The organism is Bacillus sp. DE0042, assembly GCF_007680225.1.
Lineage (GTDB): Bacteria > Bacillota > Bacilli > Bacillales > Bacillaceae_G > Bacillus_A > Bacillus_A wiedmannii.
In genome coordinates this window covers 526,308-541,702 of record NZ_VEJP01000002.1, presented here as the reverse complement: position 1 = coordinate 541,702, position 15,395 = coordinate 526,308, and the positions used below count along the sequence as shown (strand labels likewise).

At 33.9% G+C, this 15,395-nt stretch carries 17 protein-coding genes and 2 pseudogenes; 18 read left to right on the top strand and 1 reads right to left on the bottom strand.

Annotated features, from left to right (window positions below; translation table 11 throughout):
• Positions 1-111 precede the first annotated feature (111 nt).
• Positions 112-1,194, bottom strand: a complete 1,083-nt coding sequence (locus tag FS802_RS13270; RefSeq protein WP_144525077.1) for an S-layer homology domain-containing protein — start codon at positions 1,192-1,194, stop codon at positions 112-114.
• A gap of 366 nt (positions 1,195-1,560) precedes the next feature.
• On the opposite strand from FS802_RS13270, the gene FS802_RS13265 reads away from it, so the two are divergent.
• From FS802_RS13265 to FS802_RS13165, 18 genes and pseudogenes are all read left to right on the top strand, one after another.
• Complete coding sequence (locus FS802_RS13265; protein ID WP_098653469.1) at positions 1,561-1,983, top strand: hypothetical protein; 423 nt, start codon at positions 1,561-1,563, stop codon at positions 1,981-1,983.
• A 26-nt stretch (positions 1,984-2,009) separates the two neighbouring features.
• On the top strand, positions 2,010-2,315 hold the full coding sequence (locus tag FS802_RS13260) for a WXG100 family type VII secretion target (RefSeq protein WP_000014540.1): 306 nt from the start codon (positions 2,010-2,012) through the stop codon (positions 2,313-2,315).
• 22 nt (positions 2,316-2,337) lie between these two features.
• Entirely contained in the window at positions 2,338-3,057 is a 720-nt protein-coding gene (locus tag FS802_RS13255; protein ID WP_144525075.1) for a DUF5081 family protein, read from the top strand.
• Positions 3,057-3,383 carry an MFS transporter gene (locus tag FS802_RS13250; RefSeq protein WP_144525073.1) on the top strand — a complete coding sequence of 109 codons (327 nt, stop codon included), beginning with the start codon at positions 3,057-3,059 and terminating at the stop codon, positions 3,381-3,383. The genes FS802_RS13255 and FS802_RS13250 overlap by 1 nt, the downstream gene beginning before the upstream one ends.
• A 32-nt stretch (positions 3,384-3,415) precedes the next feature.
• On the top strand, positions 3,416-5,146 hold the full coding sequence (locus FS802_RS13245) for an HNH endonuclease (protein ID WP_144525071.1): 1,731 nt from the start codon (positions 3,416-3,418) through the stop codon (positions 5,144-5,146).
• Between the two features lie 17 nt (positions 5,147-5,163).
• Positions 5,164-5,631, top strand: a complete 468-nt coding sequence (locus tag FS802_RS13240) for a DUF6985 domain-containing protein (RefSeq protein ID WP_000154329.1) — start codon at positions 5,164-5,166, stop codon at positions 5,629-5,631.
• Between the two features lie 560 nt (positions 5,632-6,191).
• A complete protein-coding gene (locus FS802_RS13230) occupies positions 6,192-6,974 on the top strand; it encodes a recombinase family protein (protein ID WP_098653472.1) in 783 nt (260 codons plus the stop codon).
• A 158-nt stretch (positions 6,975-7,132) separates the two neighbouring features.
• Positions 7,133-8,368, top strand: coding sequence for an IS110 family RNA-guided transposase (locus FS802_RS13225; protein WP_098653473.1), 1,236 nt, complete (start codon positions 7,133-7,135; stop codon positions 8,366-8,368).
• A gap of 159 nt (positions 8,369-8,527) precedes the next feature.
• Entirely contained in the window at positions 8,528-8,965 is a 438-nt protein-coding gene (locus FS802_RS13220) for a YwqJ-related putative deaminase (RefSeq protein ID WP_240515196.1), read from the top strand.
• Entirely contained in the window at positions 8,949-9,407 is a 459-nt protein-coding gene (locus FS802_RS13215) for a toxin-antitoxin system YwqK family antitoxin (RefSeq protein WP_002110832.1), read from the top strand. Before FS802_RS13220 ends, FS802_RS13215 begins: the two co-directional genes overlap by 17 nt.
• Positions 9,407-10,111, top strand: coding sequence for an endonuclease V (locus FS802_RS13210; protein ID WP_098653474.1), 705 nt, complete (start codon positions 9,407-9,409; stop codon positions 10,109-10,111). The genes FS802_RS13215 and FS802_RS13210 overlap by 1 nt, the downstream gene beginning before the upstream one ends.
• Before the next feature lie 308 nt (positions 10,112-10,419).
• A pseudogene (locus tag FS802_RS32055) lies at positions 10,420-10,560 on the top strand (hypothetical protein); the annotation flags it as partial.
• Between the two features lie 102 nt (positions 10,561-10,662).
• On the top strand, positions 10,663-11,133 hold the full coding sequence (locus FS802_RS13205; RefSeq protein WP_176544897.1) for a polymorphic toxin type 15 domain-containing protein: 471 nt from the start codon (positions 10,663-10,665) through the stop codon (positions 11,131-11,133).
• A gap of 13 nt (positions 11,134-11,146) precedes the next feature.
• Positions 11,147-11,689, top strand: a complete 543-nt coding sequence (locus FS802_RS13200; RefSeq protein WP_098098108.1) for a T6SS immunity protein Tdi1 domain-containing protein — start codon at positions 11,147-11,149, stop codon at positions 11,687-11,689.
• Positions 11,690-12,098: 409 nt separating this feature from the next.
• Positions 12,099-12,362 (top strand): annotated as a pseudogene (locus FS802_RS31050) (hypothetical protein); the annotation flags it as partial.
• A 384-nt stretch (positions 12,363-12,746) separates the two neighbouring features.
• A complete protein-coding gene (locus FS802_RS13185; protein WP_001067164.1) occupies positions 12,747-13,265 on the top strand; it encodes an SMI1/KNR4 family protein in 519 nt (172 codons plus the stop codon).
• 409 nt (positions 13,266-13,674) lie between these two features.
• The gene (locus FS802_RS13175; RefSeq protein ID WP_141547157.1) at positions 13,675-14,019 is read left to right on the top strand and encodes a DUF2185 domain-containing protein; all 345 of its coding nucleotides are present in this window, start codon (positions 13,675-13,677) and stop codon (positions 14,017-14,019) included.
• Positions 14,020-14,707: 688 nt separating this feature from the next.
• On the top strand, positions 14,708-15,199 hold the full coding sequence (locus FS802_RS13165; protein ID WP_098653476.1) for an SMI1/KNR4 family protein: 492 nt from the start codon (positions 14,708-14,710) through the stop codon (positions 15,197-15,199).
• Positions 15,200-15,395 lie beyond the last annotated feature (196 nt).

The window sequence follows — 15,395 nt, the reverse complement described above, 5'->3', positions numbered from 1 at the left end:
TTTTATAGCTTTGGATTTTGTTAAATAGATAGGGAAAAGATCCTTCAAGAAAAGGCATGTTCTTGAAGGATCTTTTTATGCTTTATAATATTTTATATTGCTTGTAACGTATTAACGCTTTTCATTTTTAGATATCTCAGCGCGTTGAATATAACCATCAGAGAAGCTGAAATAAAGAGAATAGCTTCCTCGATTATATATAAAGCCTTCACTAGTCATATCCGCTCCGATTCCATCTGGTTCACCAAACCACTCTTTTAATTCGTTGATAGAGATATCCATTTTCACTGAAATATATCTAGCGTCCGAAGGGTACATGTCAATATTATAATCGCCGTATACCGCTATATTAGGTGCATCACATTCTGTACATGGTGCTTGCTTCCAAACATCAGGTACTCCAAATTCTTTTTTCACCTCAGATATATCTTTACCCAATGCATTTAATTTAAATGGACCAAACGTCCCATCCTGTAAAGCTGTTGTTAACATTTGTTTCATTTCTTCTTTTGTATTGATGTTGAAATTATAATCTCTGTTTTTTGCTATTGCATTATATAAAAATTGTGCATACTCCTCACGTTTCACAAGCATGTTGCCATTGTAATTACCTGCCTCATCACCGTAGGATATTCGGTTACTACGTAGCGTATTTACAAATTTATAAGCCCAATGATCTTGAGGTACATCTTTAAAGTTATTTTGTCCTTTTGATTGTAATTGAAATGCTTTTTGTAATACTACTGCCATTTCATACCGAGTTAATGCATCATCTGGACGAAAAGCACCTGTTCCATCACCTGTCATAATTCCAGCCTGTACAATAGCTTTAATATCCTTTTCAAACATATGATTTTTAATATCGTTAAACATATTGCTCTGTTCATTGTTTGCTGTTAAACCTAAATGACGAGCGATTAAAGAAGTTACCTGGCCTCTAGTAATATTATCCCCAAAACCAAATTTTCCGTTTCCATATCCGTTAAAAAGTCCTGCTGACGCTAAGTAATCAATAGCATCTTTTGACCAGTGGTCCTTTGGTACATCTGTAAATACAGTGTTCGCATTGCCAGCTACTTTATAGTTATTCGTAGTTGTTTGTGCGTTTGCTGTGCCTACCATCATTGTAGTTGTTAGTGCTGTGGTGATTAAGAATCCCAAAATTTTTTTAGCTTTGCTTGTCTTCTTGCCCATTTGAGAAAGCCTCCCTAGTTTAATTTAACTTTATTAAATATACGTATTACACATATACATTTAATACAATTAAATGTATACATCGCAATTATAACATGTAAATGATGGTTATTTGTTATTCATTTCCTTAATGTGGATAAAATTTCAATAATCTATATGAAACTATAATTTTTAGATAATAAATATTCATTGTTATTTAATTGAAGAAAAATGCGAAACCTTTTTATAAAATATGGAAATGTTAAAACCCCTTTGATAAAATAGCAATATGCAAAAATAATTATTTATAAATTCTCAATGTAATGAATATTAATGTTTAAATATATGAATTTAACTACATAGTTATTGTAATAAAGGGGGAGAAAGATGTTAGATGAATTGTATAATGCTTTTTTAAATGCATCGGGTTTTACAGAAAGCGCGAGGAAACGAGATCAGTATGATAAATTACATGATTATTTAAAAGATCAAGAAAGAGAATTAAAGCAATACATTCAAGAGGCTGAATCAGCGAAGAGAGATTATGAGAGTAAAAGTAATGGCTTAGAAGCAAATAAAATTCCAGCAGTGGAATTTGAACAAAAACGTCATGAAAAGGATGAAGACTTAAATACAGTATTATCCTATTTTAAAAGTGCATTAAGCGATGTTGGATCTGCGATAAGTACAGCTTATGCAAAGTATTTGGAATATAAAGCGAAAGCAGAAGCGGAAAAAGCGTCAGCATACGCTGCAGCGACCAAGGCTTTTGAAGAAAAGAAAAAGGAATTTGAAAACTTTATTCATTAAGCATACGAAGAATGGAGGGAATCCACATGAGTGGCAAAGAGGTTGAAATTATAGGAAGTAACACTGCAAGCGCCATTTCTTACGCGCAAAACATAGAGAACGGTATGAAGGATTCTTTAAACCAAGCGAAAAACTTAAAAGCGTACGTTACATGTGCGAAATGGAATGGAAAAACGAGAGATGCCTTTTTAAGTTATCTTGATTTAATCATTCAATATAATTCAGAAATGGTAGAGGCATTTGAAGGACATACGAAAGCTTTGAAAGAGTTAGAGAAAAGTATTCAAACATACGGCGATATATCGGAAGTAAGGGCGATAAAAAAATTGTGATGGAGAAATGAGGAATAAAAGAATGGGGAAAGAAATGAGTTTTGCACCTGCTGAATTATACGTTCTCGCAGGTGCAGCTGGGGTTACGGATATATTTGGATTGCCAAACCGTGACGTAATTATTTTACTTGATGAAGAATGTGTCACGAAAGCAACTGCGAGTTTAAAAGAAAAAGACTTACTTACAAGTGAAAATGGAATTACCCCTGCAGCTTTTCAAATGATTGAGCTATTAAAAGAATATGAAAATTGTCATGAATACACGAGAATGAATAATGTATTAATTGGCTTTTTAAAAGAGGATACGGACCGAGTGGCTGTATTAACAGAAATAGAGCCAAATAAAAAATACGAGATCGACTACATACCAAAACCAGATGTATATTTTTCCTTATTAACACGCATTCCTTTCTTATTGAGAGAACCGAGGGACATAGAAGATACATTTTTCTCAAAGAGAATGACAGAAACAGAACAACAAACATTTGAGGAAAAAGATTTATCAAATAAAGACGTTATAGCGATGGAAACGTATACGAGGCCTCGGAGTAATAGAGGAGGAAAATGGGAATGTTTCTTATATTTCACTGAAGGAGAAGATTTCGTTCAAATAGATGTAGAACGTAATCGATATGACTGGGTGAGCCTCTATGCGGTAAATAAGAAATTGTATGACGTGTTAAAAATGCCGTATAAAAAATTAATTGATCCGAGACAATTCTCGTTAGGAGGTATTGAATAATGCAAGTATCAATGGGAGATGGTGGTTCTAGCGGTGGAGAAGAAGTATTAGTTAATTTTCAAGAACTACTTGATATAGTAATGAAATTAGAAGATATATATACAATCCATGTAGACGTCATTGGAACAAATATTGAGAGTTTATTAAGCAGTGATTTTTATCAAAAAGGTGAAGCGATGAGAGTAATTGAAAAATATCCTGATATATTGCACAAAACACTTGAATTGGCTGAACACTATTCGAGGTCGGCGAAAGTTGTAGGAAATGTATGCGTGGAAATGCTTGAAAAGGATGAACAATTACGTGAAAGATTAAGTAAGTTGTAGAAATCACCATACGGCTGGGGGATGAAAACGAAATGGATGTGAAATATAGACCTGAACCATGGCAAAACATGGGGGATGGTATGAATCGAATTGCAAAAGATGCACTCATAAAATTACGGTACGCAAATGAATTATTGAAAAAAATTGATGGAAGAATACGAGATTTAGACTCAGATGGCAGTATACATTTTAACCCAAAAGATCAATCGCAAAAAATCGGGGAATTACTTGATAGCTATTCGACATTACAAAGATATTGCGGAGAAGCAGGGCGATTGGTATCTGAACATATAGATAAACCTTTTTTAGTAGAAATGGATAAATTCGCTCAAAAAATGAGAGATACATCTATTCTTAGCTTCGAAACAAATAACCGAATTGGCTCTACAACAACGACAGTATTACCAGATGCGCATGCGGGATACGGAAGTGTACCGCAAACAATAAAAACAAAAAAAGATAAAATAACTGTAGAAGATATTTTTAAAGATTCACCTGCATTTGATAACGTACTGAGAGGGGAATACAAAGAACTAAAAAAACAAAATCCAGATGCAAAACTAAATTATGAAGAATACAAGAAAGTAGTCCCATCCACACGAGGATTTGAATACAAATCGATAGAAGATGAACAGAAAAAACTAGAAATGATACGAGACATAGGAATAGGCGTAGGAATCATCATCACAACAATCCTTTGCCCGCCACTCGGGGCCGCTGCGGCAGTTGTATACGGCGCTGTACAAATCAAAAGTGGTATCGACGGAGAAGACTGGGGAACACACAGGAAATTGAGCCAAGAAGAGCGGGTAGGAAACATCATTTTTGGCGGATTAGATGCAATCCCAGTTGTTGGAGCAGTAGGAAAAGGAGTAAAAGCATTCAAAGGGACGAGTGAATTAGCTGATTTAGCCAAATTATTAAAATTCAAAGACGGAATGCCTGGTTTCAATCCAAATTTGGGTGGAAATGTGGTACAATCGCTTAAGGAAAATAAGACTTTAAAGAATGCGCTAGATGCTATGAAAAATACTCCTATTCCAGTAGCAGTTAGGATGGTGGATACTGGAATAGGAATGAAGCTTCCTTATATAGAATCTTCAACTGTTGGAGAAGTAGCTGGAAAGTTTTCAAAGGCAAGTACGGCAGCTAAGGATGACGCTTATCAACTTGCTAAGGGTACGGGTAATAGAGAGGCTGAAGTTCCACCTGCTTTTAGACAAACTGATTTTGCTAGTTCTTATGAGGCAAGGCTTAATCAGACACCTGCATTAGAGAATCCAAAGGTTGAATTTGAGGGAATACGGGGTGAATCTAAGTGCATACTTAAGCCACCACCAGACCGTCAATTAAAACAAATTTTAGATGAAGTTGGGATTGAGGGTATTCAATATAAAAATGCAGTTCCTGACTTTTCACCAACAGCAAAGGCACAAGTTGAAATCAACTATATGCTTGGAGGAAAAGGAACTTATGGAGGGAAAGCCAGACGAGCTAATTTTGTTCAATCAGACCAAAAATTAGCTGACCAGATTAATGGTTCACCTGAATTAGCAAGTCAATTTGGGATGGAATCTGGTAAAATCAGTGCAAGAGATATAAAAAAATATCGAGAAAAAAATAAATTAACATGGCATGAATTAAATGATGTTAAAACAATGCAACTCGTGCCAACAAAAATAAATAGTGAATTCGGACACCTTGGTGGTGTAGGGGAAATAAACGCAGGAGCTTTTAAACCTGGAGGGTTTGCTAATAAATAAAAAGAGGAGATTTTAAAATGACTATAAACGATCCAATTTTTGGTGAACTTGAGTATGAGTATGGTTGGACTAAGGATACCATTATTCGTTTTTTTGGAAAAGAATCTGAGATATCTTTGATGATAGATGGTGAAGAAGATGGAGAGTTTGATGAAGAGCAGTATATGGCATATCAAGCATTAATGCAGAATTGGGAGGATTTACAGCCAAGTTTATTGCAATCAATATTAGACTATTACAAACAAAAGCGACATGAACTAGGTTATGATATTGGATTAAATGAAAATTATCCATTAATTGAAACACCTGATCAAATACTAGAAATGATAACTTTAGATGGAATTGTTGTTCCATATGCGGATATTTTTGAAGGGCGAGATATTGGAATTACATTTAACTGTACATGGGATATAGAAAATGGATTAGGGCTTCGTCTATTAAATGAAAAAATAATTGAAGTAGGTTATCAGGATGTTGCAATTTAAAACAGGCTGTTAAAAAGTAAAGACTCATGATGGTTGTACCGTCATGGAGTACTGTGTGCAATGATAGAATAGAAAATAAAGTACGAGCTTAGGCGAGATAACATTTTAATGGGTGATGAATATAAACACATGGAATGTATATTAAACTAACGAACTCGTACAAACTCGTAAGTTTTAATATAGTATTTGTCATGATGTACAAAAGGTGTCATATTGTTACTACAAAACTTACAAATTTACGCAACTTAAAAACATATGAACTTAAAGCACTTGATTGTCAATTAAAGGCAACAAGTGCTTTTTTGCGTTTTAGCGTAGAAATTTAAAAGAGCATTATAATTTTATAAGTGGATTAAGTGTTAAATTTTTATTGTTGTTTTATAGATTGTAATGGCTATGTACAGTGTACGACGATAGTAGAGGGGAAAATAAAGGGTTGTGTTATTTTTTGAAGTCATCGTAAAGTACGTTTTAACGGATGGACGTTATGCATACGTTATCCGCAAAAAACGGGTAAACGTTACAGGGACTTTAATTGCTGTAACGGGAAGGGGCTCAATATGGGAGAGAAAGTAGTTGGTTATGTACGAGTTTCAACGGAAGGACAAGTGCGTGAAGGGTATAGCCTAACGTATCAAGTAGAAGAAATTGAACGGTACTGCATCGAAAATAAACTACAACTGCTTCACATATACGAAGATAAAGGAATCAGCGGAGCGAAAGTAGATGAAGATGGATTAACAGTTGAACGTGAAGGTCTACAAGAGCTATTGTCGGATATGGCATATCATCAAGTGAGCAAAGTTATTGTACTAAATACATCTCGGTTATGGCGCTCTGATATGGCAAAAGTGTTAATACAACGAGAGCTAAAGAAACACAAGGTAGATGTGAAAGCAATTGAACAACCAAATTATAGTATATACACGCATGACCCAAATGACTTTTTAGTAAATGGTATGTTAGAGCTATTAGATCAATATCAACGTCTTGAGATTGCATTAAAGCTAAGTAGAGGCAGAAAGAAAAAAGCAGAACAAGGTGGATATGCGGGGGGCGGTGTGATGTTTGGTTATAGAGTAAAGAAAGGACAAAAAGTGTTAGAGGTAGATGCGGAGAAAGCGATAGTTGTACGTAGACTATTTGAATTAAGACACTTTTTTAAACATTGGTCGCTAACTCAATTGGCAGAACGACTAAATAGGGAAGGGTATTGTACTGAGAAAGGAAAGCTGTTTACGAAAGTACAAGTGAAACGCATGTTAGATAGAGAGAACTTTTATCGAGGGGTGTATACATACGGGCAAATACAAACAAATGGGAAGCATCAAGCAATTATATAAAAGTCGTACTTAAAAAAATCGCTCATTTTACTATATGTACTTATGAAATTATGAAAATGGATAGGCTTGCGTACCTATGCGCATCGGAAGATGAACGCTCGAACTAAGGTTGCCGACATTTTTATATATGACTAAATCATTGGATAGAGGGATGAGTTATGCATAATAGACAAAACTATTTGTATGTAGGAGTAGATTTACATAAGGAGCATCATACGGCTGTTATTATTAATTGTTGGCAAGAGAAACTAGGAGAAATACAATTTGATAATAAACCATCTGCATTTTCGAAGTTCTTATTAGAAGTAGAGACATATGTGAGTGATGGTTTATCAGTTGTATTTGGTTTAGAAGATGTTGGTGGTTATGGAAGAGCGTTAGCGAAATATTTAGTAGATCACGAACAGGTAGTAAAAGAGGTAAACCCAGCTTTATCATTTTTAGAACGAAAAAGCCAAGTGATGATACACAAAAATGATAGTTGGGATGCGGAATGTGTGGCACGCATATTGATAAACAAATTTAATCAATTACCAGATGCAAAGCCAAACGATTTATTATGGTCAATACAACAACTGGTTTCAAGAAGGAATGCATTAGTAAAAGCACAAAGTTCATTAAAGAACCAATTACATATTCAATTAAACCACCATTATCCAAGTTATAAAAAGTTTTTCTCAGAGTTAGATGGAAAAACAGCATTAGCATTTTGGGAGCAATATCCGTCACTCTCTTGTTTAGAGGGAGCGAATATAAAGCAATTAACAGCTTTTTTATTAGATGTTAGCAACAATACATGTTCAGTAAAGAAAGCAAGCGAAATATTAAAACTTGTAAAAGAAGATGGACAAACAATGAAAGAGTATCAGGAAACGCGAGATTTTTTAGTAAGAAGTATTGTAAGGGACATTGAGTTTAAAAAGAAGGAAATGAAATACATCGAAAGAGAATTAAAACAGCTAGTAAAACTACTAGATTATCAATTAGAGACGATGCCGGGAATAGAACTTGTGACGGCATCAGCATTAATAGCTGAAATTGGGGATGTAAGACGATTTCCAAATGCCAATAAATTAGCACGATTTGCGGGGATTGCGCCGGTTTACTTTGGTTCTGGCGGAAAAGGTAAGACACATAAAAGCAAACAAGGAAACAGGGCGTTACACGCTTTATTTTATAATTTAGCAGTACAGCAAGTGCAAGTAGCAAAAGGAAGTAAGATGCCACGAAACCCAGTGTTTCATGCGTACTATCAAAAGAAGCTTAAAGAAGGTAAAACAAAAGGACAAGCACTTGTGTGTATTATGAGAAGGCTTGTAAACATTATATATGGAATGATGAAATATAAAACAGCATATGAATTGCCGATAGTGGAAGAAAAAGAAGTAGTTTAATAAGGTTTTACAGGGTTTGCTTTTTTATTGTTAGGGTTTAAGATTACAACATAGGGTACGGGTAAAGTTTCTAATAGTGGTGAAAGTTTAAGTAGAATAGAATACTTGCGTAATAAATATGGTCGGTTTACTCACCAGGAATTAAACGACAGGATTAATTTGCGTGATGCAGTAGCGAAAGAAGTTGAAAGATTAAATAATCTAGGCCTTTCTAACAGGGAGATGGGGCCTGCGGTTGCTGGAACTTTTGACAAAACAACAGGTAAGTATTACTTTGGAATCAATAATACTTCAGGTAAGATTCCAGAAGAGTTACATCCATTAATAGAACAACGGATTACCAATATGCCAAAAAATATTAAAGAGGGATATACATTTACATATGGGGAGGGATCTCACGCAGAAGTTTATTCATTAAATCAAGCGTTACTTGCAAATTCACAAGCAAGTGCTTCGAATTTTATCACTCATGTAGTACGTTCTGGTAAAAAATTAAAACCGGCTGGTATGATGATGCCAACCTGTCCACATTGTAATTTTATTACTGAAGGATTTGAATTTAGTTCAGAGGTGAAAAAGATTGGAAAATCAAATTGATATATTAAGTAAAGAATATGTTATAGAACATGGAACTGACTTTGACGAAGATTTATGGTTTACATCTTATAGTGATGAAGTTTTAGATAATCCGGAAGACGAGAACGGTAAACCTTTTACCGGTTTAGCTTACGAATTATATGATAATGGTAATTTGATATACTATACAAATTATGTAAAAGGTTTTATAGAGGGTGAGTTAATAGAATTTTATAAAAATGGAAATTTAAAATCAGTGAAAAATTTGATTCATGGACAAAGTAATGGTACCGAAAGAATCTGGTATGAAAGTGGAGAATTAAAATTTGAAGGAGAATATAAATTTGGGATAGCTCTCCACTATACAGAATGGGATGAAAAAGGTCGTATCATAAAACAAAAAATTTCCCCTACAGAAACAGATTTAAAATTGATTGAATCTGTTTCTAAAAGTGATACCTAATGAAGAATTTAGATTTAAATAATATGAAATTGATAAATGAATTTACCGACATTCAGAATGAATTGTTATCCAAAGTAAATCTTGAGAATAGATTTGACGTTAATGAAATTAAAACCATTGCAGGGATAGATTTAGCTTACTGGGATGTAAATAATAAAACGTATGGTACATGTTGTATCGTAATGATTGATTATTATACAAAGGAAGTTGTTGAAAAGGTATATAGTTATGGAGAAATAAGTATTCCTTATATATCAGGCTTTCTTGCTTTTCGTGAGTTGCCTTTAATACTTGAAGCCGCGAAGAAATTATCTAATGAACCTGATTTATATATGTTTGATGGAAATGGGTATTTACATTATCGTCATATGGGAATTGCTACCCATGCTGCAATGTATTTAAACAAACTAACAATTGGCGTGGCAAAGAGCTATTTGAAAATAGAAAATGTCGACGCTACGATGCCTAAAGAGGAAGTAGGTTCTTACACTGACATTGTAATTCATGGTGATATATATGGTAGAGTTTTGAGGACTTCGTATTGTGTAAAGCCAATCTTTGTTTCATGTGGGAACTGGATTGATTTAGATACAAGTACTGAAGTTGTAATGAACTGCATAAATAATGAGAGTCGATTACCTATTCCAGTTAGATTAGCAGATTTAGAAACACATAAAATGAGGAAGAAGTTAATGGAAGGATAAAATAGTGTATTCTATACGTATTAGGATACAACTATAATGACATGTGGAAGACAATAAACTAACGAACTCGTACGAGCTCCTATGTTAAAATACATTACATTTCAACGCGTATAAGAGGTGTCATACTTTCACTATAAAGTTATAAAACTTAAAAACTTAAAGAGATTTATACATTTAGAAAACATATAAGTTTAAAGCACTTGATTGTCAACTAAAGGCAACGAGTGCTTTTTTAATAGATAGACATGCTATAAATTTTTAGGAATTATTTTTTATGAATTTAGGCTAACAAAAATTATTAGTATTATATAATTGAAAATACATTAGCAAAAGGTGCGGACTCCGTAACCCCATTCGTTAAAGGTGTAGAAATACTGCCAGATGGAAGTGTCGCTAGAACTGGAACGAACTATAGCGGGAAATTCCAAGAAGCCCATGATGCCTCAAAGGCGAGTATTCAGAGTAGGATCTCGAATTTGGAGAGTGGTGGGGTTAAGGGTACGGGTGAAGTCAAGCATTTAGATGATATACCTAGAATAAAAGAAATTGAAGTGAAATTTAACTACAAAACTAAATTCGATTCAGAAGAATTTGCAAGACAGTTAAAGGATCAAGAAAAAGGTATGAATGAATTAACCGTACATGAATACCGGGAAAATCGAAATCGATTTATTGATAAAGGTAGGGCAATAGAGGGAAATGTTGCTCAACAAACAGCTAGAGAAGAAGCTTTATCTGATAAAATTACCGAATTTATGGATAAAGGAAAATCATTTGATGAAGCAGAGGAAGAGGCGAAAAAATGGCTAAAAACCCAAGCAGCACTTCATAATCCAGATCAGGTTGCGGGAGGAAGACCTGAAATAATAGGAGGGGTGGGAGATAAGAGGGTTAATTTCTCTATAGGTAGTCAATGGAGGTCTAGAATCAAAATTGTTGATAAACAAATCGAGGAAATAGCAAAAAACATGAAACCAGAACAACTAAAAAATACTTATTTGAATGTAAAGTTAACACATTAAAGGAGGAGTTTAAATGGAGCAATATTTAAAAGATTTTAAGTTACATAATAAAGTTCCGAGTGAACTCATTGAAAAGTATAAAAATATAGTCCCTAAAGAAATAATAGATTTATGGCAGGATTATGGATTTGGAACATTTATGGAAGGTTATTTTAAAATTGTCAATCCAGAAGAGTACATTGATATCCTACAAGAGAGTAGCCAAAGATATACTGATTCTTTAGTATTATTTGCAACAAGTATGGGGGATTTAGTCATATGGGCTGATGGTTATGTAAGGTTGCTTAATTTTAGATACGGGGTACTTAAAACACTTATGCCAAACGTTCTATACTTTTTTAAAAGTTTAGATTCAGAAAAATTTCGAGACGAGTATTTGAAGTGGCAACCATATCCAAAAGCGGTAGAAATATGTGGAGAAATTTCTTATGACGAGTGTTTTGGTTACACTCCTCTATTGGGGCTTGGTGGAGCAGAAAAAGTGGAGAATCTAAAAAAAGTCAAATTGAAGGAACATATTCTTATTATTACTCATTTTATGGGGCCAGTTCAGTAATAATAAGAAGCATGCGCCTTATTACTATGTGAATAGAGATATTTATAAGAAAACAAAGTATATGTGAAGTGGATAGGAAAAAAATAATATGGTGTTTGAAAATACATACTCCATGATGGTTGTACCATCATGGAGTACTGTGTGCAATGATAGAATAGAAAACGAAGTACGAGCTTAGGCGAAATGATATTTTATATGGCGATGAATATAAACACATGGAATGTATATGAAACTAACGAACTCGTACAAACTCGTAAGTCTTAACGTAGCAGTTCTCATGACATGTAAAAGGTGTCATACTGTTACTATAAAACTTACAAATTTATGCTACTTAAAAACATATGAAACTTAAAGCACTTGATTGTCAATTAAAGGAAACAAGTGCTTTTTTGCGTTTTAGCGTAGAAATAATGTGGTACAATCGCTTAAGGAAAATAAGACTTTAAAGAATGCACTAGATGCTATGAAAAATACTCCTATTCCAGTAGCAGTTAGGATGGTGGATACTGGAATAGGAATGAAGATTCCTTATATAGAATATTCAACTGTTGGAGAAGTAGCTGGAAAGTTTTCAAAGGCAAGTACGACGGCTAAGGATGACGCTTATCAACTTGCTAAGGGTAGTGGTGGTTCAGGAGTTAGTAAGGAAGGTAGTGTGGCTAAGGGTACGGGTAAAACTGGGGGACCTGTTGAAGTCAAAGCACCACCAGGAGCGACAGATGAACAGATAGCACAAGTTAAGGCTTATGTTGAGGGATCTAATAAAGCTTTAGAAGCGGGTGCTTTATCACCAACAGGAAGAGTATTAACTAAAGGTAAATTAAGACAAGAAGCTTCACGTGCGGCAAGACTAGAAGGCAAGCGTGCTGCCGATAATGGAGAAGCATACAAGGGACATGTTGGTCATGTTCCCGATACAACTTGGATGGGGAAACCGGATCCTCATAGTTGGTTAGACCTTGACCCAAAAGTTAATATGAGCATAGGTGGACAGGCTAATAAATATCCAATTGGTTATAAACCTACAAAATTTAAGTTTGTAGAGGAGGAGTAGACGGTGAATAATTGGAAAGATAAGATAGCTACAATGATTTTAGTGAAGCAGGAGCTAATGAAACAAGATGTAGAAAAAATATGGCCACACCATTTTCCAGAGGTGGGAGCAAATGAAAAATCTATTTGCACTATTGAACAAGAATTGGGATATAAACTTGATTCAATGTATCGAGAATTTCTTCAATATGCCAATGGTTGGGCAGGTTTTTATCAAACGGTGGATTTATTTGGTACGGAGCAATTAAAGGAATCTTCTATAATGGATTATGCTCAGATGCTATTAAAAGCTATAGATGATGTTGTTTTAGAGGGTAGTGGTGTTTTAAGACATGAGCTACTACCAATTGCAGTTTCGAAATTTGATAGAGATTTATTTGTTTTATGTCTACCTTCTTCTTCTAGACCAGGAGAGATTATTTGGTTTGCGGGCGAAGAAATAGATAGATTTGAGAACTTTGACGAGTACTTTTTAGCAATGATTGACTATAATAGAGAAGAAATATTAGCTTTAAAGGGGTAGTTTATACAATTATGCTTGTTTTAAGTGTATTTTACTGTACAGCTATAAAAACATAAATACTGATAAATCTATAGCAAAATATATTTGAAGTGGACAGAAAACAAAATAGATATATTGTTACTACAAAACTTACAAATTTATGCTACTTAAAAACATATGAACTTAAAGCACTTGATTGTTATTTTGGACAACAAGTGCTTTTTTCATAGATGTATGTAAACTTAATGAATAATGCGCGGTATATATTAATAAAAGAAAATAGATTGTTAATATTGTATAATTGAAATTAGAAGAGCAAAAGGTGTGGATTAGTAGTGGTTCAAAGTATAATTTGAAAGATCATGTGTGGATTATACCAAAGAGTATTCTTTGGGAAATGATTTATTAACTCTTATTGAGGAGTGTGAATATGAAAGTTAATAATTCCGACTATGGAGGTTTTATTGTTTCTAAGAATGTTGTAGCCGGAAAACCAATACGTTATACATTTAGAGAAAAATCAGAAGTTCCTCAATTAAATGGGTGGACTATTTACTCTTCAGAAGATAATGATGAATATGTAAATGATTCTAGTAATTTTCAAGTTTTAGGAGCAAACTCTGTATTAGAGATAGCCCCAGTTATATTAGAAATTTTTGATGCGCCCTATGGAACAGACCTATGTTGGTTGTATAAAGAAGGTGTTCATGTAGGATTTTATGATTTGATAAGTGAAGATGAGAAAGATATTGGTCAAATTGTAAAAGGAAATTGATACTATTTTGTGAGTTCTTTGGGCACTGCCAAAAATACATTTCCAATAAGAAAAGTCAACAGCGACGTTAGGAGAACGTAGTGGTCTGTTGACTTTTTTAAGTGTCATTTCATGACAAGAGTTATTTATCATCTTCGTTTAAGTTAATGGTTTCTTTGTTTTTACGAACTTCAAGGATAGCTTTTCTCATGTCTCGTTCGATTCGTTGCTTGTAAAGAAGTTCTGTAAATGCTCTGAAGCATTCATTACCACTTCCAACATACACTCGAATCAATCAGTTTAAATAAAAAAGCTCGTCTTTTTCATCACTGTTTTCTCAACAAAAACCGATATTCGCCCGCAAATCCTCAATAATATTAATATCATTGGCATTACCATTGATATTATAGTTTGTCCGCTTGATATTCTAAGATTACAATGAGACTAGATAAAAGTTTATATATTAAGCCAGATGATATACAGTTTAAAAAGTGTAAAAGGATATGAAAAGAGGAAATTGAAAAAGGTAAAGTGCCAAGAGAACTGTTTACTCCACAACAGCTTGATCAGATTGAAAAGGGAATAGCTAGAATAAAGGAGGTTATTTGGCGCCATCATCAGGTTCCTGGAAAGATGTAATTAGTATTAGAAGATATTCATGGGGCATTAACCATCTTGGTGGAAATAAATGATGGGGAGAGGGTATTAGATGAGAAAAGATTTAGAGTGGGAATATGCTGATGCAGAAGTATCAGAAACTAAGATTAAAGAAATTGGATTACAATTAGGCTTCCAGTTACCTCAAGATTATATTGATTGTGTAAAAATAAATGGAGGTGCGAGTGTATTACCAGAAGAATTTAAAGTAGGCAATGTAGAGCGTTGCTTTGGTAGTTTATTTAGTTTTGATGAGGAAAGTAGTGAGTACATTGTTAAAAAGTATGAAATATACAAACCTACGCTTCCGCAAAAAGTATTCCCTATTGCAATTGATCCAGCAGGAAATTTAATATGTTTTGACTATAAAAATGCCAAAAGTAACCCTGTTGTGGTATTTTGGGAACATGAGAATGCTGGCGAAAAAGAAATGTTAATGCGTCAAGAAGGGTTAACAGAAGCACAAGTAGAAGAACTGGCAAGAGAAAATGTATTTTACATTGCAGATACATTTACTGATTTTTTAAGTAAATTACACGATTAAAAAATATAATGATGAATGAAAAATAAAGTTTATGTGAAGTGGATAAAAAAATAATAGGATATTTGAACTATATACTCCATGATGGTGTTGTACCATCATGGAGTATTATGTGTAATGATAGAATAGAAAAAGAGGTACGAGCTTTGGCGAGATGACATTTTACTGGGGGCTGAATATAAATTATGGAATGTATATT